This window comes from Virgibacillus pantothenticus, from assembly GCF_018075365.1.
Taxonomy (GTDB): domain Bacteria; phylum Bacillota; class Bacilli; order Bacillales; family Amphibacillaceae; genus Virgibacillus; species Virgibacillus pantothenticus.
In genome coordinates, this window is sequence record NZ_CP073011.1 from 3,861,083 (window position 1) to 3,886,313 (window position 25,231).

36 protein-coding genes are annotated in these 25,231 nt (G+C 32.6%); 5 read left to right on the forward strand and 31 right to left on the reverse strand.

From position 1 onward, the window contains the following. Positions 1–83: 83 nt before the first annotated feature. The 3 genes from KBP50_RS17915 to KBP50_RS22830 are packed head-to-tail and all read right to left on the reverse strand — an operon-like array spanning position 84 to position 629. Positions 84–257: an MFS transporter gene (locus tag KBP50_RS17915; protein ID WP_139325376.1), complete on the reverse strand. Its 174-nt coding sequence runs from the start codon at positions 255–257 to the stop codon at positions 84–86. Then, on the reverse strand, positions 254–475 hold the full coding sequence (locus tag KBP50_RS22825) for a hypothetical protein (RefSeq protein WP_050351772.1): 222 nt from the start codon (positions 473–475) through the stop codon (positions 254–256). Before KBP50_RS22825 ends, KBP50_RS17915 begins: the two co-directional genes overlap by 4 nt. A gap of 52 nt (positions 476–527) precedes the next feature. Then, positions 528–629, reverse strand: a complete 102-nt coding sequence (locus tag KBP50_RS22830) for a MerR family DNA-binding transcriptional regulator (RefSeq protein WP_082240923.1) — start codon at positions 627–629, stop codon at positions 528–530. Between the two features lie 154 nt (positions 630–783). Between KBP50_RS22830 and KBP50_RS17925 the strand changes: the two genes are divergently transcribed. Next, positions 784–1,218: a MarR family winged helix-turn-helix transcriptional regulator gene (locus tag KBP50_RS17925; protein ID WP_050351773.1), complete on the forward strand. Its 435-nt coding sequence runs from the start codon at positions 784–786 to the stop codon at positions 1,216–1,218. Positions 1,219–1,271: 53 nt separating this feature from the next. Beyond that, positions 1,272–2,468, forward strand: coding sequence for a serine hydrolase domain-containing protein (locus tag KBP50_RS17930; protein WP_050351774.1), 1,197 nt, complete (start codon positions 1,272–1,274; stop codon positions 2,466–2,468). Positions 2,469–2,647: 179 nt separating this feature from the next. On the opposite strand, the gene KBP50_RS17935 is transcribed toward KBP50_RS17930, so the two are convergent. Beyond that, complete coding sequence (locus KBP50_RS17935) at positions 2,648–2,800, reverse strand: hypothetical protein (protein ID WP_157858469.1); 153 nt, start codon at positions 2,798–2,800, stop codon at positions 2,648–2,650. A gap of 197 nt (positions 2,801–2,997) precedes the next feature. Next, complete coding sequence (locus KBP50_RS17940; protein WP_050351775.1) at positions 2,998–3,636, reverse strand: type 1 glutamine amidotransferase family protein; 639 nt, start codon at positions 3,634–3,636, stop codon at positions 2,998–3,000. A gap of 121 nt (positions 3,637–3,757) precedes the next feature. On the opposite strand from KBP50_RS17940, the gene KBP50_RS17945 reads away from it, so the two are divergent. After that, positions 3,758–4,690, forward strand: coding sequence for a helix-turn-helix transcriptional regulator (locus tag KBP50_RS17945; protein WP_050351776.1), 933 nt, complete (start codon positions 3,758–3,760; stop codon positions 4,688–4,690). A gap of 316 nt (positions 4,691–5,006) precedes the next feature. Here the strand turns inward: KBP50_RS17945 and KBP50_RS17950 are convergent, their stop codons facing one another. From KBP50_RS17950 to KBP50_RS18065, 24 genes are all read right to left on the reverse strand, one after another. Continuing rightward, a complete protein-coding gene (locus tag KBP50_RS17950) occupies positions 5,007–6,284 on the reverse strand; it encodes a tyrosine-type recombinase/integrase (protein WP_050351777.1) in 1,278 nt (425 codons plus the stop codon). Continuing rightward, positions 6,271–6,486 (reverse strand): DUF3173 domain-containing protein, encoded by a 216-nt coding sequence (locus KBP50_RS17955; RefSeq protein ID WP_050353461.1) that lies wholly within the window; start codon positions 6,484–6,486, stop codon positions 6,271–6,273. The genes KBP50_RS17950 and KBP50_RS17955 overlap by 14 nt, the downstream gene beginning before the upstream one ends. A 111-nt stretch (positions 6,487–6,597) precedes the next feature. Next, complete coding sequence (locus tag KBP50_RS17960; RefSeq protein ID WP_050351778.1) at positions 6,598–6,789, reverse strand: hypothetical protein; 192 nt, start codon at positions 6,787–6,789, stop codon at positions 6,598–6,600. A 32-nt stretch (positions 6,790–6,821) separates the two neighbouring features. After that, entirely contained in the window at positions 6,822–7,241 is a 420-nt protein-coding gene (locus KBP50_RS17965) for a hypothetical protein (RefSeq protein WP_050351779.1), read from the reverse strand. Between the two features lie 52 nt (positions 7,242–7,293). Beyond that, on the reverse strand, positions 7,294–7,785 hold the full coding sequence (locus KBP50_RS17970) for a hypothetical protein (protein ID WP_050351780.1): 492 nt from the start codon (positions 7,783–7,785) through the stop codon (positions 7,294–7,296). A gap of 31 nt (positions 7,786–7,816) precedes the next feature. Beyond that, on the reverse strand, positions 7,817–8,881 hold the full coding sequence (locus KBP50_RS17975) for a lysozyme family protein (RefSeq protein WP_050351781.1): 1,065 nt from the start codon (positions 8,879–8,881) through the stop codon (positions 7,817–7,819). Positions 8,882–8,935: 54 nt separating this feature from the next. After that, positions 8,936–11,035, reverse strand: coding sequence for a CD3337/EF1877 family mobilome membrane protein (locus KBP50_RS17980; protein WP_050351782.1), 2,100 nt, complete (start codon positions 11,033–11,035; stop codon positions 8,936–8,938). Beyond that, the gene (locus tag KBP50_RS17985; protein ID WP_050351783.1) at positions 11,025–11,216 is read right to left on the reverse strand and encodes a hypothetical protein; all 192 of its coding nucleotides are present in this window, start codon (positions 11,214–11,216) and stop codon (positions 11,025–11,027) included. The genes KBP50_RS17980 and KBP50_RS17985 overlap by 11 nt, the downstream gene beginning before the upstream one ends. Positions 11,217–11,283: 67 nt before the next feature. Further along, positions 11,284–11,568, reverse strand: a complete 285-nt coding sequence (locus KBP50_RS17990; RefSeq protein ID WP_050351784.1) for a hypothetical protein — start codon at positions 11,566–11,568, stop codon at positions 11,284–11,286. A gap of 57 nt (positions 11,569–11,625) precedes the next feature. Beyond that, entirely contained in the window at positions 11,626–14,130 is a 2,505-nt protein-coding gene (locus KBP50_RS17995; RefSeq protein WP_232231350.1) for an ATP-binding protein, read from the reverse strand. After that, positions 14,036–14,557: a conjugal transfer protein gene (locus KBP50_RS18000; protein ID WP_050351785.1), complete on the reverse strand. Its 522-nt coding sequence runs from the start codon at positions 14,555–14,557 to the stop codon at positions 14,036–14,038. Before KBP50_RS18000 ends, KBP50_RS17995 begins: the two co-directional genes overlap by 95 nt. A 12-nt stretch (positions 14,558–14,569) precedes the next feature. Continuing rightward, entirely contained in the window at positions 14,570–14,818 is a 249-nt protein-coding gene (locus KBP50_RS18005; RefSeq protein WP_050351786.1) for a TcpD family membrane protein, read from the reverse strand. Between the two features lie 12 nt (positions 14,819–14,830). After that, positions 14,831–15,877 carry a conjugal transfer protein gene (locus KBP50_RS18010; RefSeq protein ID WP_050351787.1) on the reverse strand — a complete coding sequence of 349 codons (1,047 nt, stop codon included), beginning with the start codon at positions 15,875–15,877 and terminating at the stop codon, positions 14,831–14,833. Beyond that, complete coding sequence (locus KBP50_RS18015) at positions 15,877–16,185, reverse strand: hypothetical protein (RefSeq protein ID WP_050351788.1); 309 nt, start codon at positions 16,183–16,185, stop codon at positions 15,877–15,879. The genes KBP50_RS18010 and KBP50_RS18015 overlap by 1 nt, the downstream gene beginning before the upstream one ends. Next, positions 16,185–16,484, reverse strand: coding sequence for a hypothetical protein (locus tag KBP50_RS18020; protein ID WP_050351789.1), 300 nt, complete (start codon positions 16,482–16,484; stop codon positions 16,185–16,187). The genes KBP50_RS18015 and KBP50_RS18020 overlap by 1 nt, the downstream gene beginning before the upstream one ends. Before the next feature lie 10 nt (positions 16,485–16,494). Continuing rightward, complete coding sequence (locus tag KBP50_RS18025; RefSeq protein ID WP_128743405.1) at positions 16,495–16,968, reverse strand: hypothetical protein; 474 nt, start codon at positions 16,966–16,968, stop codon at positions 16,495–16,497. Positions 16,969–16,989: 21 nt separating this feature from the next. Further along, positions 16,990–17,961 carry a replication initiation factor domain-containing protein gene (locus KBP50_RS18030; RefSeq protein ID WP_082240924.1) on the reverse strand — a complete coding sequence of 324 codons (972 nt, stop codon included), beginning with the start codon at positions 17,959–17,961 and terminating at the stop codon, positions 16,990–16,992. A 97-nt stretch (positions 17,962–18,058) separates the two neighbouring features. Then, on the reverse strand, positions 18,059–19,432 hold the full coding sequence (locus KBP50_RS18035; protein ID WP_050353464.1) for an FtsK/SpoIIIE domain-containing protein: 1,374 nt from the start codon (positions 19,430–19,432) through the stop codon (positions 18,059–18,061). Positions 19,433–19,589: 157 nt separating this feature from the next. Then, positions 19,590–19,982, reverse strand: a complete 393-nt coding sequence (locus KBP50_RS18040; protein ID WP_050351791.1) for a DUF961 family protein — start codon at positions 19,980–19,982, stop codon at positions 19,590–19,592. Positions 19,983–20,030: 48 nt separating this feature from the next. Further along, entirely contained in the window at positions 20,031–20,531 is a 501-nt protein-coding gene (locus KBP50_RS18045) for an antirestriction protein ArdA (protein WP_050351792.1), read from the reverse strand. A gap of 20 nt (positions 20,532–20,551) precedes the next feature. Continuing rightward, positions 20,552–21,118: a hypothetical protein gene (locus tag KBP50_RS18050; protein ID WP_050351793.1), complete on the reverse strand. Its 567-nt coding sequence runs from the start codon at positions 21,116–21,118 to the stop codon at positions 20,552–20,554. A 27-nt stretch (positions 21,119–21,145) separates the two neighbouring features. Further along, the gene (locus tag KBP50_RS18055) at positions 21,146–21,319 is read right to left on the reverse strand and encodes a hypothetical protein (protein WP_169770795.1); all 174 of its coding nucleotides are present in this window, start codon (positions 21,317–21,319) and stop codon (positions 21,146–21,148) included. A 370-nt stretch (positions 21,320–21,689) separates the two neighbouring features. After that, on the reverse strand, positions 21,690–21,932 hold the full coding sequence (locus KBP50_RS18060; RefSeq protein ID WP_050351795.1) for a hypothetical protein: 243 nt from the start codon (positions 21,930–21,932) through the stop codon (positions 21,690–21,692). A gap of 71 nt (positions 21,933–22,003) precedes the next feature. Next, positions 22,004–22,234 carry a helix-turn-helix domain-containing protein gene (locus tag KBP50_RS18065; protein ID WP_050351796.1) on the reverse strand — a complete coding sequence of 77 codons (231 nt, stop codon included), beginning with the start codon at positions 22,232–22,234 and terminating at the stop codon, positions 22,004–22,006. A gap of 179 nt (positions 22,235–22,413) precedes the next feature. Here KBP50_RS18065 and KBP50_RS18070 point away from each other — a divergent pair, with 179 nt between their 5' ends. Both KBP50_RS18070 and KBP50_RS18075 read left to right on the forward strand, forming a co-directional pair. Beyond that, positions 22,414–22,758: a helix-turn-helix domain-containing protein gene (locus KBP50_RS18070; protein WP_050351797.1), complete on the forward strand. Its 345-nt coding sequence runs from the start codon at positions 22,414–22,416 to the stop codon at positions 22,756–22,758. Between the two features lie 68 nt (positions 22,759–22,826). After that, complete coding sequence (locus KBP50_RS18075; RefSeq protein WP_050351798.1) at positions 22,827–23,312, forward strand: ImmA/IrrE family metallo-endopeptidase; 486 nt, start codon at positions 22,827–22,829, stop codon at positions 23,310–23,312. Positions 23,313–23,567: 255 nt separating this feature from the next. Here KBP50_RS18075 and KBP50_RS18080 read toward each other — a convergent pair whose 3' ends face one another. Further along, a complete protein-coding gene (locus KBP50_RS18080; protein ID WP_050351799.1) occupies positions 23,568–24,035 on the reverse strand; it encodes a hypothetical protein in 468 nt (155 codons plus the stop codon). A gap of 87 nt (positions 24,036–24,122) precedes the next feature. Next, positions 24,123–25,139, reverse strand: coding sequence for a DUF3231 family protein (locus KBP50_RS18085; RefSeq protein ID WP_050351800.1), 1,017 nt, complete (start codon positions 25,137–25,139; stop codon positions 24,123–24,125). Between the last annotated feature and the right edge of the window lie 92 nt (positions 25,140–25,231).

Sequence of the window (25,231 nt, forward strand, 5' to 3'; positions counted from 1 at the left end):
TATCTTACAAGGGTGGCATTTTTATTTAACCCACGCTGAAAGCTTTACGGAACCCCTGGCATAGCCAGGGGTTTTCGAAACCATTATAAAGAGGTGCCCCTACAGCATAAGCTATGGCAAATGCATAACCAATTGCCAGCTGCGGCTATTGTAACACTCATATCATCAGCAATATGAGGTAATAAACCTGCAATAACAAAATTATCTGTCCCTACGATGAATGTCCCAAGTACTAAGATAAGAAGTCGATAATTCATTTAATTTTACTTTCTAATTTTTCTCTCTCTTTCTCCGTTTCCCAATAGTCCACAAGATTTTCTAGCTGGTGTTCAATCTTTTGCAAGTAATTTATCTGCTGACGGACATTTGTTAACCGCTCAGAGTAAAGCTCTACAGCAATATGAGCACACCCATTATTCTCAGTGAGATGGAAATCATCACAAGATAATACATGATAAATCTCATCTGTATTCATTCCTATTTTTAAAAATAATTGAACAGCTTTTACTTTTTCAATATCAGATTTCTCAAATTCCCGATATCCATTTTCTAATCAGATTCTTCTGTTCGTAATATCGTAACGAACGAATACTTACTCCCGTTTCCTTTGACAATTCTCCGATTTTCATTTTCGCTCCCCCTTAACCTTTTGCTGTAGCACTATCATAAACCATGACACCATGTTAAGGTCAACCTTGCAAAATAAATTGAATTATATAAGATTGACGTTTGACAAGTCACTTGATAATATATTAGACATCTAACATATTAGTAGGTGATTTTTTGAGTTTGTATGAACAGGTTAAGCGTATTAATGAAGCAGAATATACAATAAACCGCTTGATATATAAACATTATAAGCATTATTTAAATAACGGCATTACAACACAACAAGCAGTTGTATTAGATATTGTATACTTAGCAAAACGGATTACAGTCGGTGAAATTGCGATTGAAATGGATATTAGTTCTAGTGCAGTAAGCCAATTAATAGCAAAGTTAGAAAAGAAAAAATATATTAAACGGGAAATTAATCTAGAAAACCGACGTGAAGTATTTATAACGTTAGATGAAAATGGATTGAAGTATTTTTCGAAACAAGATTATGTTGAAAAACAAATCGCAGATAAAATTTACAGCAATCTTTCATCAAATGAGTTAGACGCATTAGAACACATTGTTGAAAAATTAAAGGAGATTGCGATGAAGGAATTATAAAATTTCTTCATACCTAATATGTTAGTTATCTAATTTATTTAGGAGGTTAATAAATGGAAAGTTTACTTAAAACTATATCATTTAATGGTGCAGTATATTATAAGAAAAATGGACAAATCAAACAGTATTATCATGGCTATCAAGATATCTCAAAGCAATACCTTATTACTAAAAATACACAATTTAATCTTGCTTCGTTAAGTAAAATGTATACAGCAGTAATGATATTTCAACTAATCGAAAAAGGACAGTTACGGTTAAACGATAAAATTACAAATTGGTTTAACGTCCCTCATTTTACAAATGTGACAGTTGCACAATTACTTACACACACATCTGGTATACCTGAGTATATTGCAGAAAATTCTACAATCAGTGTTGAAACATTTGCCGAAATTGCGCTACCACAACATAAGCCGAATGAACATTGGTCTTATAGCAATACGAATTATGTTTTACTTGCAAAAATCATTGAGGAAGTAAGTGGCTTATCGTATGAAACATATTTACAACAATATATTGCAAGACCATTAAATCTTACTAATACAACAACACAGCCTAAAAAACAATACAAAGCACAAGGTCATACATATGATTATGAAGAACAACGATATAAAAAGGAAAATAATGACTCATATTTAAACAAAAATGAAAAATATAATAATGAATATGGTGACGGTGGTATTTATGCAACAGTGTCGGAGGTAGCAAAGTTTTTAAAAGCATTTTTGCAAGGTCAGTACAATAGCAAAGAGATTGTGCTATCCATGATAACGCCAACAAAATTAGCCGAGTATTATAGTTATGGTTTTATCATTCAAGATGACTGGGTTGGTCATACAGGAGGATGGTTTGGATGTTCAGCACAAGCTTTTATTAATACATCCACAAAGGATATTGTTGTTTTAGCAACGAATCAAGAAGTGTTTCCGCAATATGAACAGGAAATTATGAATTACTTAATGGGATTACAATATTCTGTAGAAGCGCCAAAACATATAGAAATTTCACCACTCTCTAATAAGGATGATATTACAGGTCAATATGAATTAGCAGATGAACTTGGCACAAGGTTTGCAATCATAAAGGATAGACAATTTATGATTTCATTTGAACATCAGTTATGTGTGCAACTCTTTAAAATAGATGAATCGTATTATTGGGTACGCAATACGATGAGTTATGTAGATGTTAAGAATCAATTATTTATCGATGAAGGTGTTAAAGTACCTTATCAAAAAGTTAATTGAGATGTTCCCTACAAAATTTAATATTAAAACAAAATTCCCTACCAAAAATTATTCTTGGTAGGGTTTTTGGTAGGGAACTATCTTATTTTGTCCATTTCAGCTTAGGACAAATGCTGTTAAATAGGAGTTCTCTCTTCAAATTAAGTTGTAGTCTTATTCCAACATTAACTGTAGATAGACTAATTAGAAGCCTTGGTATCACTGCTTTCTGCTAGATTCTTTTTCCTTATGGCAGGGTTTTGATAGGGAACCAATTCCATTCTAATGTCTTGATTTCCATTGAAATCAATATAAGTTTCTTTAGAAAAATTAAGTTTAATATTCCCTTTCATTTTTTCTGCAAGTGGTTCATCATTTCTACTCCATAAGTGCGCAAAATGTTTTAATGGTGAGCTATGCCCTAATCTGCGTGATACAACTAATACTCAGTATTAAACTCATTAATTAATTTACTGGACATAAAAATATCAAAAAGAGATTAGCACATTTAGTAATCTCTTTTTAAGATTTTGATAATAACAAAAATAGTTTAATTTTTATTGTTAGATGTTAGAGTTTGCATAAGTTCAAAGAAATATTTAGAATCGCCAGTATTAAAATAGTTATACCAAGATTCTAATGTGTTTGACTTAAAAACATCTAAGCACTCAATGATTTGTTTCGTCCATAGCAAAGCTTCAGTGGAACCAGCAGTAATAAGGTTATTAGATGCAATAGATGGTTGGTCTATATAAAAATCTTGTCCTTTATAATCAGAACAAACCATTTCAAGGAATCCCGGACCATTGCTAGTATGCGGACGGTTATCTAGTATCCCAAAATTAGCAAGTGCTGCAGTGGCTCCACAGATTGCACATACTGTAGCACCTACAGAGAGCAACTCGCTTGCTTTTACGAGAATAGGTTCATGCTTTGGATCATTCCATGTATCTGCACCTGGTAATAACAGCATGCTTGTTTCACTTACAATAATGTCATCAATTAAGTAGTCAGGAACTATTGTCATTCCGCCCATTGTACTGATCGCTTGTTTGGAATTACTGACTGTTTTAATCGCTACTTGATTCGCACCTTCTTTGAAAAATCTCCTGGAATTCAACTCCGCAGTAACATATCCTAGTTCCCAGTCTGCTAAAGTATCCAGTACATAAATATAGATTGTTTTCATAATTTTCCTCCATATGATTGTAATAAATTGATTGTTTGATTATTATTATACTTATCTATTGTTGACAACAATATGGCAACAATCTAGAATGAAGAAACTTTTTTTGAAAGGCGGTTAACAGATGAAAGTTAGCAGGCTTGTTAGCATTATTATGATACTACTTGATAAACAACGGATAGGTGCACAGGAGTTAGCAAATATGTTTGAAGTTTCAATTCGCACCATCTACCGTGATATAGATGCCATCAACATGGCAGGTATTCCAATTCGCTCAACATCGGGAGTAGGAGGTGGCTTTGAAATCATGAAAAACTATAAAATTGATAGAAATGTTTTTTCAACTACTGATATTTCTACTATTTTGACAGGTCTTTCTAGTCTATCCAATATGATACAAAGTAACGAACTGGTAAACGCCCTTGCGAAAGTAAAAAGCTTTATCCCAGTGGATAGAGTTGACGAGATCAAATTAAAAACAGATCAAATACATATCGATTTAAGTCAGTGGATAGGTTATAGGAACGTACAACCATATTTAGAAATCATAAAAATAGCTTTACAAGAAAACAAGTTACTTTCGTTTAAATATGCTGACCGTCATGGTAATAAAACTGAACGAGAAGCTGAAGCCCATCAAATTGTATTGAAGGGTAATCATTGGTATTTTCAAGGATACTGTTATAAACGAAACGATTTTCGGCTATTCAAACTAACTCGCATATCAAATCTAAAATTAGAAAATATTTTCTTTACGCCACGAGATTATCAAAAACCACTATTGGATTTTACTGATATTTTGGCAACCATACAAGTGAAAATCAAACTTCGTATTCATAAATCCATCATGGATAGAGTACTTGATTATTGTATGTATGAACATTTTTCACCAGACGGTGATGAGTACTACATTGTTACTTTCCCTTTTATAGAAAACGAATATTATTACAATATCCTTTTAAGTTTTGGTGATAAATGTGAATGTTTAGAGCCTTTACATATCCGAACAGAATTGAAACGGAAAATATATGATATAGCTAACTTATATGAAAATTAAATCAAGAAATCTCAATTTTATCCTTATACTGTTCTATTTAGTTAAATCTGTTGCCATTTTTTAAGATAAAATAGTGCCATTTAAAACTAAAAATGACACGTACATACTATTTATCTTTTCTACCAAAAATATCCCTACCAAAATTCAATGAAAAAACAAAATTCCCTACTAAAATTTTTCCTTGGTAGGGTTTTTGGTAGGGAACTATATTATTTTTAATACATTTTCTTCATTTTAGCTTAGGACAAATGCCGTTAAATAGGCATTCCCACTTCAAATCAAGTTAGCTCTTTACTCCCACTCAACTGTAGATGGGCTACCTAGAACCCTTGCTATCACTGCTTTCAGACAGTTTACTTTCCCTTATGGCAGGGTTTTGGTAGGGAACCAATTCCATCTTAATGTCTTGATTTCCATTGAAATCCATATAAGTTTCCTTAGAAAAATTGAACTTAATATTCCCTGCCATTTTTTCAGCAAGTGGTTCATCATTTCTACTCCATAAGTGCGCATAATGTTTCAAAGTTATTTCCGGTGAACTATGTCCTAATCTTCGTGATACAACTAATACATCAGCATTAAACTCATTAATTAAATAACTAACATGAGAATGCCTCAATCCTTTTGCTTGTATTACAGTAACTTTTGCTATTTTGGCATATCGTTGTACAATTCTATGGATTGTAGACCTATGAACAGGTAGTCCTGTATAGCTTAATATGAAATTATCTATTCCATGCTCTGATTGTACTTGTTTCCAGTTTTGCAAGATTGCTAACGTATCGTCATCTAACGATATTGTGCGAATACCATCTTCCGTTTTAGTATATGGCTTTCGTTTAAAATCTTTTTTTGATTTCATTTGCAAAGTGTGATGAACCCTTAACTTCTTTTTATCGAAATCAACATCATTCCAATAGAGTGCCAATCCTTCACTGACTCTTACTCCTGTCATATAATATAACCAAATTGCAACAAAGCACATGTGCTCATAAAAGTTATGAGTATAAATCATCGAGATAACCTTTTCAAATTCCTCTTTCGTCCAAAACCCAACAACACTTTTCGCTTTTGGAATTGCTTTTGTTTTCTTTGAAATATTTTTCTCTAAAAATTCCAAATTCACAGCATACTCAAGTGCTTGTCTAAATCCTCCATAGAGCAACGCAGAATAATTTTGAGAATATCCAGTTTCATTCAAGAGCCAAGTTCTAAAGGATTCACAATCTCTGACATCAATATCTCTAAGCCTTTTATCAGAAAACCTGTCTCTAATTAATTCAAAAGCATGTTTTCTTGATGCCCAAGTATCCTCTTCCACGCTTGATTGATAGTATGGTAAAAAAAATAAATCCATAAACTCACCAAAAGTAAGGCGATAATTGGCATAGCCATTTTGGCTAAGGTATTCATTTCTTATTCTAGTCGCTTCCTTATTAGCTTCTCTTGCAGATTTAAATTTTTCACCATTAGCGTTTTTCCTAGATTTCTTCTGAATCCTTTCTCCCGTAATCTTATCTACACCAAGTTCAATATTATAAAAGAAATTTCCTTTATTATCCGTATAAACTCCTTTATATTTAGTCTTTGCCATTCGTATCCCCTTCCTCCAGAGATACGTCCACACCTATGATATTTTCAACAGCATGACAAGGCACCCGTCCTAATCTTTTGTTATTATAATAGGGATATCCTTGTCTCACCATGTAATATTTTGCTTGTCTAATAATATCAACAGCTTGGTAAGGCAAAAAACCCATATCTTGTAATTCTTTTTTTGAAATGGTTTTATTCATTAGCAAAACAATTCCTCCTTATTTTTTCAATAAAAAAAAGAACAGATAATTTATCTGCTCTTTTAATAAATCAAATATTTAATTTATAACATTGCTTTTCATTGCAATTAATCATTTTGCATTTTTAAGAATTTTTACTTCTGCTTGAGTGTCTAGTAATCCCTCTGATAATACGGTTACCTTAGCATCTAACTTGTCAATTTTATCAGCATTTTTCTTTACCTCTTGTTTTACATCTATTACTTCTTTTGATAATTCAGTAATAGCTTGTAAAATCTGCTCATTAGTCACTTCTTTGCTCATATTATTACCTCCTATTAATTTTATCTAATTAATTACTGCTTAATTATTTTTCCTTTTTCTTCTATATAATCGGGCTCTTGTTCCTCTATAGAATCAAAGTCAATGTCTGGATGACCGTTTATATTCACTAATTCATCATCTTTTAATCTATAATGAGTTATTTCTTTTTCATCATCTTCTTCTTTATCATAAACAACAACTTTTATATATTTTCCATTTTCCCACATTGTAATATCTGAACTACTTCTCAAATCATTTCCGTAATCTATACTAGAACTATCATATTCTATATTATTTCGTTCAGCGATTTCTGACTCCACTTTCTCAATAGCTAAATTTACTATATTTTCATAGGTTAAATTATTATTTGTTTTAGCTTCTGAATTTCCACATGCTACTAGACTGATAGAAAAAATCATCAGTACCATTATTTTTAAAACGTGTTTATGCAAGAAAATCACCTCCAATTAGAATAATTTTCATTTAACCTATGATAACATATAATCAATACTGAAAAAAATTAAAGTCAACAATACGCCAAACATCATCTTTATTTTCCATATCTAGTTCAATGAATGAATCCACCGAACTTACCGCACCATCCATTTCAATTTCGTTTATAAAGACACCTAAAACTTTTTGCCTACCCTCTTTTGATTTTCCTAAATAAACATCTAGATTATTCACAGTAGATTTCACTTCAGCTAATTTATCGTCATATTCTTCATTCCCATCAAAGTTTAATTCTTTTAATTTTTTCTCTGATACGTACATTTCTACATCTTCCCTTACTGGTTTGCCTTGATAATTAAAATAGCCCATAATAAATTTTTCTGCTATCTCACCAGCTTCTAAATGAATGACTTCTTCCAAACTCTCTAATTGACTTATTTCATTCTTTGCTTGCTTTAACTCATTTCTATAATTTTCATTCTTCACGAATAAGAAAACAATGATTAAAACACCAACAATAATTAATGGTAAATACTTTTTCATTCTATCACCTCTAAATCCGAATAGCATTCAATTAATCTAACCCTAATGTTTTTCGAGGGTCAATTTTATCTTGATGTGCTTGACCTAATTTAGTTAAATGTTCCAAATGTAAATGATTTCCTGTACTATCCCCTGTCGTTCCACACTTACCAACAGCTTGACCTTGACTAACCTTATCACCAAGAGAAACTTTTAATGAGGACATATGACCATACCGACTAAATTCATTATTTGCATGTTGCAAAGTAACATAATTTCCATAGCCAGTATTTCCATGAATGGCTTCTACAACCTTTCCATCCTTAACCGCCATAATGTTATCACTAGGCGTACAGCCAAAATCCACCCCACCATGAAAACTCTCTAACTCACCTGTAATCGGATGCGTTCTCGGTCCAAAACCACTTGTAATTATAATTTCTTTTAACGGTAATGCCCAATCACCACGAACATTTATAGGGGAATTATCTTCTTCAAGATAACGCATAACATTGTCTACATAGTTTACATCACCATAGCGAGACCACCCATTTTTTTTAGCCATCATATTACTAAAATCAATGGCGACCTTCTTAGAATAACCCCCTCTTTCGTTCGCATAGGGTATAAATCCCGAACCAAAATTATACGCTTGCAGGGAAAGCTTCACTTCTCCATCTGCTTCCTTCATGACTTGTGAAAAATATCTTGTTCCAATATCAATAGAAATTTCTGGGTCTGTAATTGAATTGGGAGGGAGACCGAGACTTTCGGATGATTGCATTACATCTAAAACCCTACCTCCACTTTCTTGCATAGTCATAGCCATCAATACATCTACATGTTGTGATATGAAATATTTTTTGGCATATTTTTCAAAATAAGCTTTATACCTCAACACTTCGGGCGCAATACCATTACCAGTATAAATATCCGTATATTCTTCATTTTCTTCTTCTCTTAAATGAGGCATTCCATCATCACTCATATTTATTGAATTAACAACAAAAAGAACCACTATACCAATGATAAAAAAGAAGAAAAACAACAAAACAATTAAAAAGATTTTTATTTTCATCTTAGCCATTTTTACCCCAGGTATTTTATCTGTATTCAATTAAAAAAACACCTCCACAAAAAACAAAAAGAGAATTGCCTATTATAGCAATCCTCAATTCTCATCTCTTTCTCTTTTCCTTTCTTCTACAGATGATACTTCTCTATTTCGTTGCGCATTCAAACCTGTATCATGATGAACCTCTGTATGACTACGATTTTCTTTCTTCACACTGTCTACATCTCTTTCATTTATGCTTTCTGGTTGTTTAGTTCGTTCTACAGCACGCTCTTTATCATGATGAGATTCAGCATGACCACGATTTTCTTCATTCACACCACTAATATCTTTTTCATTTGTATTTTCCGGCTGTGAAGTTCGTTCTACAGAATGTTCTTTGTCATGATAAGATTCAGCATGACCACGACTTTCTTCATTCACACCACCAATATCTTTTTCATTTGTATTTTCTGACTGTGAAGTTCGTTCTTTTGATGGGTCATCTGTTTCCAATGGTACAGGTACTGCTTTATCCCCATCATCCTTTTTCTTTCTCTGTGGAGAACGTTTAGTATCCACACCCTTGCCATTTTCAGTACCTTTTCTTTCCTCCCTCATACTCGTTCGATTCGTTTTTGCACTCTGTTTAGAATCACTTTTTTCATCTCCATAATTCATTGGAGATTCCCTCTTTTGAGAACGTCTTTCTTGTAATCTCTTTTTCGCATTAGAAAATTGATTACTATAATACTGGTTCATATTTGGCATAATGTTTCCATCAACTGTTTGAACACGTCCTGCCGTAACAAAACTAATAATTTTATTTCTCTTAATTATGATTAAGAAAAATATCACAATCAAAAGCACCACATGTAACAAATACATTCCTGTATCGACTGGTTTTACAAATAGATACATGGAATATGTTAACAGATAAACAACAAATAAAAGTAAACCTAACAAACCTTTCGTTAAAAAAATGGTCACTATATTACCTAATGCCTTAAAACCTGTCATTGCAAAATGAGGAATAAAACTTAAAACAAACGCAAAAGGTAAAGCTAAAGCTATGAATATCGCTAACAATTGTAATGCAAAATTGATTAAACCTAATAATAAAAAGGGAATAGACAAACCAATCACAATGAAAAAAGTCAAAAATACTATACCCGATTGTTTAAAAGCTGAACCCGAAGCTACATTCGTATTTCCGTTTTTATTTACTTCAAGATGGGCATGACCGATTCTATACGCTGAACCTTCCGAGTTTAATTTAAAAGCCAGCATTCTTTCCGAACGTGGAAAAGCTTGAAATCCAAAACCTAAATCTTTAATCTTATCATCAGCATTAATTTCTTTTTCATCTGTTTTACCATAGTTAATTAAAAGGTATGGTCGTTTTAATGCTAAATCAAAATAAATATTACGAACGACCGCAATTGTACCTTCTATCTTCTCATTTTCATCAATATCATTAATCCCTGCATAAACACCCTCTCTCTTATCATCAAAAATCCCTAAAATACCATCACCTGCACTTACTAAAGTAGATTGTATCTCTCCCGAAAGTGCATTCATACTTTTTAATAAATAACTGGCATTCGATACCCAATAACCGGCAACAATTAAAACAACCACAAACAACATAAATTTTCTAAAAGATTCTCTGGCATTTCCTTTGGTAAAAAATATAAAAACAAGATATCCACATAAAAATGCAAACAATATTTCTGCAAAATGCTCCTTTAAAACTTCATATATACTACCCGAAACACTTTCAATATCATCCGCAAAATCATCCAATTTATTTAACGTAAATAATTGTAAAGAACTATCTGTAACTTTAACCACATTTTGAATAATACCCATAAAAAAGTTATTGATTGAATACAAATTAAAACCAAATATTCCACTTGTATCTTCATTATTCACCATATAACGTTCGAGTGGATATTTTTTTATTTCTAATTGAACACCACCCTCTTCCTTTTCCTTTGCCTTATCCATATACTTAAAAGGTTTATATTCTTTGTCAAATATTTTCCCGAAAAGTTTGAGAATAAAATCTCCAACTGGAAAATCATCATCAATCAAATCAGAGAGATTCCCACTTGTATCAACGTCTTCATCATCTTCCGCAAGAACAACTGATGATGTCACGAAACATAAAAATAATGCAGTAAGTAGAATTAACAACCATTTTTTATTCTTCATTGGCATTCAAATCCTTTATAAAATCTAGTATCCTTTCACAGGCACTTACGCCACCACGACAATAAGCTAAAAATTCCGCATCTGTTTTTCCTTGTTTCCTTCCTTCCTCCAAGCCTTTCAATCTCTCAAAATTAATTTGTAACCCTTTTACAAACGACTTTAAAAAAATTTCATTTTGCATTTCCTCACCAGCCTTTCAAATAAAAAAGTGACTACCTTTCGATAGCCACCCTTGAAAAAATTACTACTTAGAGCTCAATACAAGTTTCATAATAAAGGTATCTGTCACGCTGTTCTTCCACCAAAAATAATTCAAAAACAAAATTGTAACTTATATCTTTTTGCGAATGACGTTTTGTAATTGTAAAATTTACATTTCCATCTTCCCTCAAATTATCGTTCGAATAATCAATAGCCTCTCTAATTATTTCCTCTAACTTTTCAGACATATCTAATTCCAATAGTTTTTCTTCCAACTCCACATAATTTTCTAATTCAGAAATATACATCATACCTAAAACATTCTCATTCATTAAATCATCTCCTTTTTTATATTAAAAATGGCTACCAATTATGGATAGCCATTCCATCTATAAATATTTTTCCTCTGCATAGGCAACCGCCGATTTATTGATTGTTTCCAATGCTCCTTCCCATTCTTCAAAGAGACATTCAATCGTAATTTTTGAGGTTCTGCCGAACATATCTTTCATCAAACATTGCCCTTGTAACATGTTATCTAGCATTTCTATATTTTCTTCACTTGATTCCATGTTCATCCATTTTAAAATATCGGGACGTTCGTTTTCTTCATCAAAAGCAAAAGCTACACCAAAGTTCCCTGTTTCATTCTCCTTTTCTCGTAAAGCGTCTTTGGTAGATTGTGAGATAAAATATAAAGCATTATTATAGCTACGCCCAACACGCTTCATCTGTTTTTCGACCTTTTTCCCCTGTTGTGACGCAATGATAACCCATGCTTCATCAATAAATTCTACGGTTTGCTCATCTTTATCCCGGCCAAACAGTTCACAATATTTCCCTAAAGCCAGCATAATCGAATTTGATTTGCGCTGGCTATTTGTATAGGTTTCTACACTTGCAGTAGCTTCTGGCAAATCAATGTTTTCAATTTCAATAATGCTAATTCTATCGGTTAAGGATAACGCAGAATTAGAACCATCATGAACACATAGCTTTAATATAGAATCAGCAACCACTTCATATAAAAAATCTCCTGCTTTTTTTACAGATGGCTCATTGCTATCTTGCATAATCTCAATGATATGCATGGAGCCCACTTGTTCACCTTTTTCTTTTCTTTCAAGGACTTCCGATATTGCCCTCAAAAAGGCTGTATGAATTTCATCTTTCCCTTTGAAATCATAAACTTCCGAAAAAATATCTTGAATCAATTCTTTCGCTTGAGAAGATGGTAAAAAAGCTACCGGGTCTAATGCTCCCCAATTATCCTTATCTTCAAAATCCAAAGTTACAAATTTAAACTTTTCCAAGTGCTCAACAAATAAAGGATAATCACGTCTAATGATGCCATCATTTATAACTTTATTTATCCATTTCCTTATTTCTTTTTTAGGGTCAATATATAAGGATTTTATATTTAAGAGTGTTACATAAATAAATAACAACTTTGCAAGATATGATTTCCCACTGCCTGTATCACCTGTAATCAGAACATGCGGACTTCTATATTTACTACCTCTAATATTTTGGTTTGCCAGCATCGGATGAAAAAACACAGGGTCACGACTTGATAATTTGGCACTTTCCAAATCCTTATGTTTATGAAATCTATCAACCCAGCCTATAAAAAAACCAATCTTATTTCCAATTTCAGAATTTACGCCAAACAAACTTTCTCCTAAACCATCTTGAGTAGTCGATTGTAACCAATTTCTATCCGTTGCTTCTAACTTTTCCCCAGGCAACGTTCTATAGAATAAGCTTAATTGGTCAGCCGTTGGAATACGGCAAATAATATTTAATTGTTTGAAATAACGTACAACCTGTTTAGCACGTAATAAACTTTCTTTTTTCGTCTTGCCTGTTACAGCAATTGTAGCAAGCCAATTCATTACAGATACATCATGATTTTTTAATTCTTGCTGTAAATTTCTCATTAAATAATGACTATCTACAACAGAATCATCTACGAAGTCACCTGTTTTTGCTTGTTCATTCGCTGATTCTTTTAACTCTCTCCCCTTTAAATTCACCTTCATTTTTGATTTTCCTTTACCTTCTGAATGAATTTTAAAATCTACACATACCTCAAAAGGTAAAGATTGGGCTTCATAAAAAATATCGCTCTCTGCCATATTATCCGGAAATTCATCAATCACGACAAAAGTTAAATAACCTTCATCTTGCTCACTACTTATTTTCAAAGTAGATGATTCCGTAGGGTCAATAATCGAATTTGTTATCGCCTTAATATTTCCATGTTCCTCCTCTTCACTTACATCATGCTTCAAACCAGCAATATAATCATAACGATTAACATAAATTAATTCATTTTCTTTTAATCTTGACCCATTGACACCAGCAACCATTTTATAAATTGTATCTTCCAATTCCTCAAATTGATTAAAAAAAGAAGTGGGAACATTTTGTTCCCAACCTAAATAGTTTACAAACATATCTGTTACATTCGAAAAAATGGAATAAACATTATCTTTTAGTCGTCCATCCACATTTACAAATGCATTTTTTAACTTAATGCCAATAATAAAATCATTTTTTGTCATATTTCCCAAGCGTGAACTTAAAACATTTTCTGTTTCACCTAAATAATATCGTCCAACATCTTCACTATCTTTTGACAAACCCAAACTTAAATCTTCAAAGCGTTCTTTCAAACGGAACTCTTGAGGATACATTCTCAAATGAAAATCTTCATAAGCTGTGATATCCTCAAAAAACATTTTCCAATTTCTTTTATAATTGGCTACCACTTTTTGATTTTGAATAGGAATCGATTCACTTTTTATTCGATAATATGCGAACACGTCTCCCGTTCTCGTTAATAGCATATTGTTCTTTATTGTTTTCAACGCTGGTTTCAGTTTGGTCATTCTCTTTATCCACCACCCATACACATTCTTTAAATGTTATTTTTTTCTCATTCATCCACTCTACTTCTTTCCCATTACAAAACTTTTTTTTAGGAATTTTTATCCCGAATAAATATTTGACATAATCATAAATGAACATATAAATATTTTTGCCTTCCGGCTTAATTTTCGTTACAAGCCACGTAAAAAATAACGGAACACAAATTAAAAATATAAACCACGTATTCGAAAATGCATACGGATAAAATTTCCTTATTATCCAACCTGCTAAAAATGTGATAATTAGAAAGACCACAAAATTTAATGCAGGAATCAATTCAATTGTAAAAGGCAGATAATAATTATCTGTTATCTGCCTAATTTTCTTTGGTTCCCTTAAAGCCCTTCTATAGTTATATACCACTCTACTTTCTTTTTTCTCTGCCATATTATCACTCTCTTACAGCTTATTCATGAAGGCTTCAATCCAACCGGCAACTGTGTCCCAATTCCGAACTACAAAATAAACAATTCCTCCAACGATACAGCACACAATAATCGCACCAAATTTAAATTTGGCTAGATGTTTTGTGACTAGGAAAATAATAATAATGACTATCGCTTGCTGAACAATTTCCAACGCCCAATTCTCAATTCCTCCTAAAGTAGGCAAATCAGCAGCCAAAACCAAGTGATTAAAAAAGTCCATTTTTCATTCCTCCTAATTATAAATAAAATTTTTCACATAATAATTTCTTCCAGTTTTAGAAATCGTCATTTCTACTGGATTAACTTGTTGTATATTTGTCAATTCGTCTCTAAACACCACCTCCATCGTTGCCTTGTAATGTTTGCCATCTACATAGATTTTTAAATTTCTTATTTCTTCAAATAAAAAAGAACCATTTAACGTTTGTGGGTCATCCATCAGATACGCCATTTCGTCAACTGGTTCTGTAGCATACTTTTCAAAAAAAGTATTTAGAAATTCATTGATATTTTCTTTTTCATTCCCGGTATATTCTTCTAAGTCAACCTCTTTCTTTTCATATTCTATGTTCCCAGCTAAAGAGGGAACTTCCGTAAAATATGGAACGGATTGAACGCTAAACAAACCTTTTTCATAAACAATAGGAATATTTAACAACAAGGTGTTTTTTTCTTCCTCTGTTTCAATTTCGATTTCAATTTCCTTTTTTTTATTTTTACCCTCACCCTTAACAACCTCTTTTTCTACTTCCCTTTGCAATTCATTTTTAAATGTAACCTTATATTGAAAAAGACTTCTTTCCCCTTCATCTTCAATATGAAAAAGGTTCAAAGATTCTAACTGTCTAGTACCATTCACATTGTCTAAGTTGTACAAAGAATTTTTTTCATCATTAAACGTGTCATTAAAAACCATATATTCCTTTAAACGATTTGCTCTTTCTTGCAAAGCTTCACTTTCATTAGAAACATTAATATATTCCTTGATAAAATTGGATAGAAATTCATTTGCAGATTCAACAGGAATTTCTTCTATCACTTCCTTATCCTCATTCGCCTGGACCAATTTATTTGTTTCATTCAAAGTGGAACGAGTGTTTAAAGACAATAACACTGAAATTGTCGCTAAAAATAACATTCCTAAAATTAATGACCAAATAAAAAAAGCTGTTCGCTTTGATGTATCTTTGCGCACAGGACTTTTCTCTTTTTTTGGTCGTTCAATTTGTTCAATTTTATCAACAACTTTATTCTTTTTTAATTTATCTTTTATACTCATTATGAACTCCTCTCAATATAATCTACAAAAGATGTTACCCTCTGTAATACCTCCAGTGGTGAAGCATTTTCCAAATACACTTTTTCATTTATTTTCTTACCATTATCTATATAGGTAGCTTTATAAAAAGAAAAACGATAGGTTGAATATCCTTGCCTTCTATATCCTTCAACAATCAAAGATGTATTTTTAGATAAATCTTTTACATAAGCTTGATAAAAAGAATGTTTTTCTCCTTCCCTATTTTTAGGAATACCTACAGTAAAGCCTAATTCCTTAAAAGATTCGGGTATCGACTTCATTTTCATTATTCATGAACCTCCAATACAAGAAACTCCACTGCTATAATTGCATTTTTTGGTTTTCCCGTTACTTTGTTCTGTCTATGAGAAACATTCGCAAATATACAATGATATGTTTTATCTTCTTCTTGTTCATTCTTATGATAAAAATACACGTCCATTTCAATATAGAGGGAATTATCAATACCCTGCATCTCTTCTCTCAACTTTTCTAAAATGACAGATTTATGATTAATCAATTTTTCCCTTTCCAAGGCTCCTATCAATACAGCTTGATTCAAAATAAGTGGAATTATTTTTTTCACCTTCCTTCCATTAACTCAAAACAAATTCTAGTTTTGTTCTTTTTTCTTCATAATAATAAAGTTCCAAAGCATTTATAGCACATACATACGCCTTTATTTCATCTCTATAAACATCTTCTGGCTGGCCAAGGTCTCTATGCAAATCAAGCGTTGCACTCATATAGGATTTCAAATTCTGAATTGCGTGGTCCACATTTTCACCACCTAACATAGTAACTAATCTCCAAGCAAGGTTCGGGTAGTATTTTTTAGGAAAACCGCCTAAAAAATCTCCACCCTTTCCCCCTTGCTTTCCGATTTTTTGTCGGTGCTTGATGGTCACCAAGTCAACTATACTCAAAAGGGATTTAAATAAACTTGACTTGTCTCTTACTATTGTACCGACAAAACCGCTTGCCCTGTCGTTCGTTAATATCAGCCCTTTTCCATAACAAATGACGTTAAGTTCGTGGGGTTCCGCCCCCACACGGCGTCCCAATATCACTACCTCAAAAGGGGAAAAACATTAAACAATCATTTCTTCCGGCTGTGCAAGATAAACCAACATCATATGCTCTTGCTTTTCGTTTAGTTCTAATTCTTCCTCAAAATCTTCTAAATCAGAAATTCCTTTTGTATCTTCCACCAGTTTTATCATTTTTCTTGTTCTAGCCGCTTGATTCATATACCAATTTCGAGACTTTTGATAAAAATCTTCTTGCGGTTTCGTAAAAATTTTTAACCTTTCAACATCACCTAAAAAAACTTCCCAAAAATGAGAAGTTTTCCAACGCCCTCTATTTAAATCATTATCCTTATCCACAAAACGTAAATAATTCTTAATGATTCCCTTAGCAACTGGTAACATGCTTTCACTTTTTATAAGTTCTGATACAACAGCATTCGCCCTATCATCTTTAAATCTTAATTCATATCTATTCCAGTCTCCAAGTTCTTCTAAAGGGATTCCATACTTTTCCGATTGCTCATAGTTTTTCTGATAAAAACAGAAATAGACTTCAGAATGTTTTTTTGAACCAAAATAAAGTGTCGTACCGCCCTGTTCACCATCTTCCATTGATAACGAGCCATTATAATCAGTTTTTTTAAATCGGGAAATCGCTTCGCCATTTCTTATCTTGTCAAAAAGCATAGGTATTTCAAAATATGTTTTTTTATCGTCAATCGAAATATCTAATCGAGGAAATTTCCCACCATTTTTCTTACAATCTCTAAAAAAATCGAACCACGTTACTTTCCTAGCTTTTAAAAAAGTTTCAAATTGACGGCAACCTTGACCACTTAATTCAATAAGTGTTCCACGCACATCTGAACCATGAGAATATAATACTTTAATATTATCCAGTTGATATGTGCCTACATATCCATAAAAACCACTTTCTTTATGCTCCATATATTCTTTTTTTAGATGAAGCACTTTTTCTAATATCAAATCGACATTATGCGTTTTAAACGATACCCTTAAATAGTCAATCATTGATACTAAAGGGTTTTCTTCATTTTTTGTATTTTGTACCCCCCTGTTAGAGTAGGGGGGTTTGATGTCGTCATCCGCTACGCTCCTTCCTCCACGCCTACAATTCCGGTTGCTTTTCGCTGTCGCTTGCGACTGTCGTCGCTGGCGCAACCTCCATTTTCGGCGTTGCTTTTCCTATCTCCTTTAAAAAGTCATATCCTCTAGGCACTAATGGTGTATAGAATTCTGTAATGATAGAAGCACCATAATCGGCATAGCCACGCCCTTTTATACGCTTATTTACAAATGTATTATCAACATCTCCAAACATCATTCCATATCCTGTTTCGCTGTTTCTACCTAATGCTACACGAAAATTAAACTGGTCTCTTATTCCATCTGCCAAATATTTTGCGTCAGGACGTTGGTTTGCCAAAATAAGAAATACACCCGCCTGACGACCCAGCATAGTTAATTGCTTCATATCCTCCAATACTTCTTGCTTCTCTCTATGGTCTAACATTTCCATAAATGCTACATATTCATCAAAAATAACAAAGAGTGGCTTCATGCCCACACTTGCATAATTTCCACCTGTTTTATAATTCGGCATGTTTTTCATTCTTTCGGAACGTTCATGCATTTCTTCTCTTGCTTTCTTCAAAGTCATTTTAATTCCATTTTTCCTACTAAAAACAGTTTTTTCAGGCATGACCGATTCTAAGTCTGCAAGGTCTGCATTTTTTGGGTCTAATATCCGCAATTCAGCATCCGACTTCAATAAAGCTTCAATCATGGTCAAAATGAAATAAGTCTTCCCTCCACCAGTACCACCAGCAATCAACATATGAGGTAATTCATCAAACTTCCATTCAATATGTTCCATAAGCTTCATAGAGCCATTTTTAACAGTCACATCATGAATAGAAATACGGTTTCGTTGTACATCATACATTAATTTATAACAAACGAAATTTTCTTCCAATTCCCTGTCAACTAAAGTACAATATAAACCGTTTTCTAGTTCATCCCCTAACTTTAAAAACCTTTCTTGAAATCGGCTCATATCCATAGCCACTCTAAATTCAATATATCCTTTATTTATTTTGTAATAGGCTTTTGGGAAGTAGGTTAATTTTGATTTCGTAACAGTCTTATCACTAAAACTCCATTTTGATTCCGTTGAATAGCTTTCTTTTTCGATAAAACGATTAGATATAAACATTCTTGCTATTTTTTGCCTATGCCAAATACGCCTATACTTTTCAAAGAAAACAAAATAAGCTAATAAAACAGTCATTGCGCCAACTATAAAAGATATAACAAATCCTTTTCCAATGTACGCCCAATTCCAACCTTTAATGTTTTTCAAATAGTCCCAAGTGAACCATTCGGCAACATTGCTCATTCCAGTTTTATAACAGAAAAAAATACTCAATAAAAAAACAGGAATAAATATGCTTAATCCTGCTATTAACACTCCATGTTCCATTTTCGGCGTTATTCTTATGCCACGATATTTCCAAAGGCGTTTCTTTAAAAATTCAATCCTTATCACCTTCTTTTACAGAGAAATCTCAGTCCTCTCTAAAATAATTGAACAAAAAAAAGCGTGCCAATTAATTTATAACTAGCACGCTATTACTCTACTATTTTTTATCCGTTCCTGCTCCCACAGGCTCTTTACTCGGTTCATTTTTCTTCACACCACCCGAACTACCAACCTCTACAATATCCTCTGCTTCAACAGTCCATACAACATTAGCAAAATTTCCATTTGCTTGTGCTCTTGCTTTAATGACAGGATTTTTTAGGGTCACCTGTTTGTTAAAATCAATCTCTTTTAAATCAACATATTCCGGTATAGTCACCTCAATTTGCTCTTTTTGAGTGGATGAAGCAAGATTATAAACCCTTGATTCCAGTTTATCTGTTCTTTCATTTTTATCTCGGTCAAAAAACATCTTCTCTCTTTTCAACCCCATAAAAAATAAGTCACCAAAAGTTAGTTCATTCGGTATAATTCCTGTTTTAAATTCCATTCAAAATCTCTCCCTTAATTGTTTTTAATATTTAAGTTTCTCGTTTTTTTAATTATTGTACTCAAATACACCATGAGAAGTAACAAGGAAGTTTCCTTCCAATTCCATATCACGTCCAAAAGCTTCATAATCAATATAATTTTGTAGATTGGTAGGAACTTCTCCAAGTGCTCCTGTTTCTTCAACGAAATATCTTGCAACATCTTCCATAGAATGACAATCAGAATAACATACAATGTCATCTACATTTTCCAACAATTCCTCAAGGTCACTAAACCAGTAACCTATCATTGCTTTTAACTCGTAATAAATAGGTGTGCCTTCAATTTCTTCAATCATTGCACACAAACGATTAATTTCATTGATAGATGTATATTCATCTATCTCAAATGGCAATTCGTAATCGTGAATAGCAATTTCTTCATAATCACCATTTAAGCCAATACGCTCTTTTACTTCTTCCATATTGATTGGAGGAGTAAACCAATCACCAACAAGCTCCCCCTCATTATATTTGCCGAGATTGGATATATACACACGCATTTCCAATACTTATCACCTCGTATAATTCATTCAATCATCTCTAACATAATCGGATATTCGGCAATTTGAATACGTTCCTTTAATTCTTTTCCCATCAAATCACCATCTTTTGCATTATCAAAACCTTTTATAGTCACAGCTACATACGAATCACATCCTGCTATTAAATGATGTGGTAATGTACCATAAACATGTTTTCCTTTAATATCATCTGCTTCAACACGTTCGAATACCGGTGCATTCTGCAAAAATGGAAATTCATTTTTTAATATTTCAACAGTTCCCATATGGCGACTTGCAATGATAAAGTTATTTTTCATTTCCCATGGATAAATTTCTAAAGCTGTTAAACGATATTTAGATACATTTACATCTGCTTTAATAATATCTAGTCCAGTTTCAAATACTTTATCTCTTGGCAAATCCAATCCATAATATTCATTTATTCCATGCCCTACTAAAAGGGAAGGTGCAAGTGTAGAAATAATAATAGTGGTATCTGATTCTTTATTATCATATCGCACCAAATCTCTCACTGCCGGAAAACCAAATGCCACTATTTTATTTTCTTTCAAAAGGTCATTTAATTTCATAATTTCATTTATTCACCTACTATCTGATTAATAATTAAACCCTCTAAATGCAGAAGGTCTATTTTCATATATTTTTTCATGAAGTAGTTTTTTATATAGAAGTAATCTTTCATGCCGATAAGGATTCCTACGCTTACTAGGATGAATAGAGCCAAAATCAGCAACTTTTTTCGTGTAATAAGCAATTCTTTTATCCAGCACAAAATCACCTCATTCATTTTTAATAAAAAATTAAAGATAATTCGCTAGGCTCTATAAGAACCATTACCGCGCTTATCAGTCGCTCACAGTTAAGGTCATGGCAACATATAGTAGGTTATGCTTATAACCATTAGCACCCTCATTTTGGACTGCTATAGCTTTTTTAAAAGTGTTAGCTATCATCACTTAGATTACGTTTAATGACAAATCAGTCAAAACACGTTACAATAAAAGTGTCTAGGTTTTATTGGCGTGTATGATAAGTTACGATTTATCATATGCGCTCTCTTTCTATATGAAGTTTTCAAGGAACATCATTTCCTTTCATGCATTTTCGAACAATTCATTAAGTGGTATAAACTCACACTCGTTACATGTTCTCAAATGCTGAAATTCCTTTTCTTGACATATCATAATTCTTACAAATTCTACGATATGAAACATTATGCAATAAAAGCTTTTGAATAATTTCCTTCGAAATCGGCTGTTGCATATAATAATCTGCCTTTACAATTCGGACAGCTAACTTCATCCTAGCCTGCCAGTCACCTTCCATTTCTTTTGCCAAAGGAACTGCCTTTTTCATTAAATTTTGCATTTCATTAAAGTTCATTTGAATTTCACCCCCTAGAAATAATATAATTCATTTATTAGATATTAGATTTATAAGAAACAAATCTAATTCTATAAAACATTTATATCTTGTTCCAAATCGCTACATCCAGTTTCAAAAAAAAGCTTCCAATCAAAACCAATTACTCCGGCGATTTGTTTAGCAACTTTTACGCTAGGTCTTCTTATACCTAATTCAATTTGAGAATAATAAGGTCTTTTTATGTTTGATTGTATCGCAACATCTTCTTGTGTTAAATTTCGTTCAATTCTTTTTTCATACAACCATTCTCTTTTTTTCATACATTTAATCGCCACCTTCATTGTAGCGTTTCGCTACTTGTTAATTCTAATTATATAGTAGCGTTTCGCTACTGTCAATACTTTTTTGTACTTTTTTGATACAATTATTTTATGTAGCTTTTTGCTACAGTATAATAACTATAAACGATTTATAAATCGTATAGAAACGAGGTTACACAATGTTGGGAGACAGACTAAAAAAACTAAGAGCAACAAAGAATTTATCTCAACAAGAACTAGCAAAAAAACTAAACATTTCCAGAGGAACCTACGCTCATTACGAAATAAATAAAAGACAACCTGATTACGGTACACTCAAAAAAATTTCTAACTTTTTCAATGTATCAATTGACTACCTAATCACAGGAAATGAACATTCTAATTCTCCTGATGAAATGTGGAAAGAATTTTTAGACCCTAAAACACAAATATTCTTTAAAGACTTACAAAACGCACCCGAAGAAAAAATCGAAGAACTAATACGTTTTTGGGAATTTATTAAAGAACGAGACAAAAAGAAATAGAGCTCTAATATTAGGGCTTTTATTTATAATAAAAAACAGAACATACATTCCCCGAAAGAGGACAAGCCATGAAATATCACACAACATTACTAGAAGATGCAATAAAGCATTTTTATGTTGACTTAGGTATTTATTACCCACATCAACTAGATATTCTGGAAATAGCTGACTACCTGGGAATTAAAGTCTATTTTTGGGATATATCAAGTCGTGTTTATAAAAAAGAAATTATAATTGATTCTAGGTTATCCCCCGAAGAACAATGGGAGGATTTTGGACATGAACTTTGTCATTTATTATTACAGTACGGAAATCAAATATTGCACTTGAATAATCTTTTTCTGGCATACCAAGAATGGAAAGCAAATAACTTTGCACTTCATTTCTGTGTACCAACATTTATATTAATTAAATATGAAATCGCCAACATACCCGAAGGTATACCTTTTATAACAAAGACATTCAACGTAACACAGAAATTTGCACAAAAAAGACTTATTCATTTTAGAAATCAACTACAAATATCAAGATTGCAACAACAACTTAATGCGTAATGACAATAAAGTTGTTTCCTTTTGAAGGGATGAAGCCGCATTATTACCGTTGAAAAATGCGGCTGATTTCAAAAATAGTTGTTTACTTTTCACATTCGCCCGACCAGTAAACATAAATTTGTGATAAAAAGTTCTTTACTGAAATTCTTTATTCAACAAAAGCGCCCAACGGAACAAGCCTTTATTCGGTTATACAATAAAATATAATAATGCTCACTTCCAGAGGTATCGCCAGCATTTTAAAAAAACCCTACGTTAAGAAATTTTTTTATATTTCAGTAATAGTAACTTGATGAGAAATCCCGTGGCCAATCCCGGTATTATAAAAAGAATTGGGAGCCAAACAGGCCCCCATAATAGCCCAAATAAAGTGAATTCCGAAGAATAAATCACACCAACCGTTGCCCAATAGGCTGTGAATACAAAGGGAAGAAAAGAATGAGGATGCCTTCCACCTCCGGCGTCTTTCCAGGCATCCCATATTGCAAAAATATACAGGCAAGGGGAAAACATCAACCATGCATAATTCGTTTTCTCAATGGCTTCTTTGATACTCCCATGAAAACTTAATAATATAATTTGGTGAAAGTTGGACTGAACATTAACTAGAAACACCAAAGCAATGAAGAGTAATCCCTTTAGAAACCTACCGTTTAGAATTTGACCAAAACCCGGCAATGCAATACTCCAAAACAGTTTCTCATATTTATTATTTTGATTCATATAATCACGTCCAAATGATTATATTGGTCATAACTTTTTTAAGGCAAAAGAAGGACAACGTAATTCAGAATTGCCCAATCTTTGTCTTTATTTACTCTGTCCTTTTGATAATTGGGTTCTATCCTCCATTTGAGGTGGTTCTTCCAATAACCCGTGTTCAATCATGAGGTCTCCTCCATCATTTGCGAAGTCGAAAACATCTTTAGCAATTGGTATCATTTTTAAAGGTAAGTCTTTCCTTAGACTGAAGGTCGTACCTATAGCATTACTGCCAAAACCAAAAGTATTCAGTAAGGACGTATTATACATCATAAGCTTATCTGAAAAAGTCGACACTGTTGAATCTGTAACCCTTCCTGCTGGTGTGGACGGAGGATTAATATCACTGTCTAATAATATTTCGCTGGATTTTGTAATGATTGTTTTAGATAACTCTTTACCTCGGAAGAAGTAGTCCCGTATATCTTTTTTCTTAGCTACTTGAGCAAAGCCTGTCATTAATTTCATTCCGTCTACATTCGATTCAATCGCTTGGTATAGATAAGCCACTTCAACTGTATTTAATGACCTCCTGTGACCCGTGATTTTAAATCCTGACCGATAATTCTTTTTCTCAGCAAATTCAACATGGTTGGGTAAGGTGACAACTGGAGATTTTGGAAGTACACCCTTGCTTAGCAAAAACTGTGTCGTTTTTTCACAGGTATCCTCCGCAAACGCTGAGAACCTTTTGTATAAATCCATGATGTCTTTCCGGTAACTCATCGATATATGCAATGCATGTAAACCTGAAGCAACTTTCATCATCATACGTAAGTACATGACCTCAAAAATGTCGTCAAACAATTTTGGTGCATTAAGGTTTACATCGTTTTCTGTAAACCCAATTGGAACTGCTGCCCCTTCTTGTGTAAAAATGTTCCTTAGTTCATTAACAAAATTACTTTCACCTTCGTGAAATGTTTGCAATATTTCTATAGCCTCAGCATCTTGATTATTTGACAAAAAAAATTCAATCACTCTTACCATCATAGTCTTTTTTTGATAAATAATCCAAAGGGTTGAAAGCTCGGATGACGTTATCGGTATATGTCCTGTTGTCATTTAATCACTCCTCATGCCTTATATTTACCTTTATGTTTCACCACCTTCTGAGAAATATTCATTTTTTAGGATTACATGGTTATTAATTTTAA